This window comes from Ruegeria sp. BA2 (genome assembly GCF_056539605.1).
Genome location: NZ_JBQFVE010000045.1, coordinates 1 through 614, shown reverse-complemented (window position 1 = coordinate 614; position 614 = coordinate 1). Strand labels below are relative to the sequence as shown.

The following is a 614-nucleotide window of genomic DNA, read 5'->3' as shown; positions in this document are numbered from 1 at the left end:
GCTTACGTCGAAGCAAAAGGGCTGGGCAACTACCGAGCGGAAGAACTCAGCGATGAAGACCTTCAGTGCATCGTGGCCTCAAGTAGCTCGAAGTTGGCGCTCAAATTGTACAGAAATAAAGAACTGACAGACGCCGACATTCAGTCTGTCATATTGCTGACCAGCTAGAGCGAGAGTTGCTGGAGCCTCTAGCACGGCGCAGCCAAGACCATCACCCATGTACGATCCGCCGCCTCATACAGCGCGAACTCCTTGGCCTTTCTTGACAGCATATTGGCACGGTGTCCCGGAGATTGCGCCCAAGCCGTCATCACGGCGTCCAAACCGTTCTGTCCCTTGGCGATGTTCTCAGCAACGAAACACCAATCATAGCCCGCCCTGCGTACCCGTTTCCCCACGTCTGACCCATCGGAGCCGGTGTGTGAAAAGAAACCCTTCCGCACCATGTCCTCAGCATGAGACTTGGCCGCTTTCTCCAACTTCCGACTATAAACCAACTCTTGAAGACCTTGGCTTTTGCGAAGTGTATTGATTTCGTCCGTTGCTAAAGGATCTGCTACGAGCGGTGCGGGCAACAGGAACGCAATCAGCGCAAGTGTTCTCAATTCGATGTC

1 protein-coding gene is annotated in these 614 nt (G+C 53.7%); it reads right to left on the bottom strand.

Features of this window, described 5'->3' with window-relative positions; genetic code table 11:
* Window positions 1-188: 188 nt before the first annotated feature.
* Window positions 189-611 carry a CAP domain-containing protein gene (locus tag ACR0NN_RS25290; RefSeq protein WP_480685874.1) on the bottom strand — a complete coding sequence of 141 codons (423 nt, stop codon included), beginning with the start codon at window positions 609-611 and terminating at the stop codon, window positions 189-191.
* Between the last annotated feature and the right edge of the window lie 3 nt (window positions 612-614).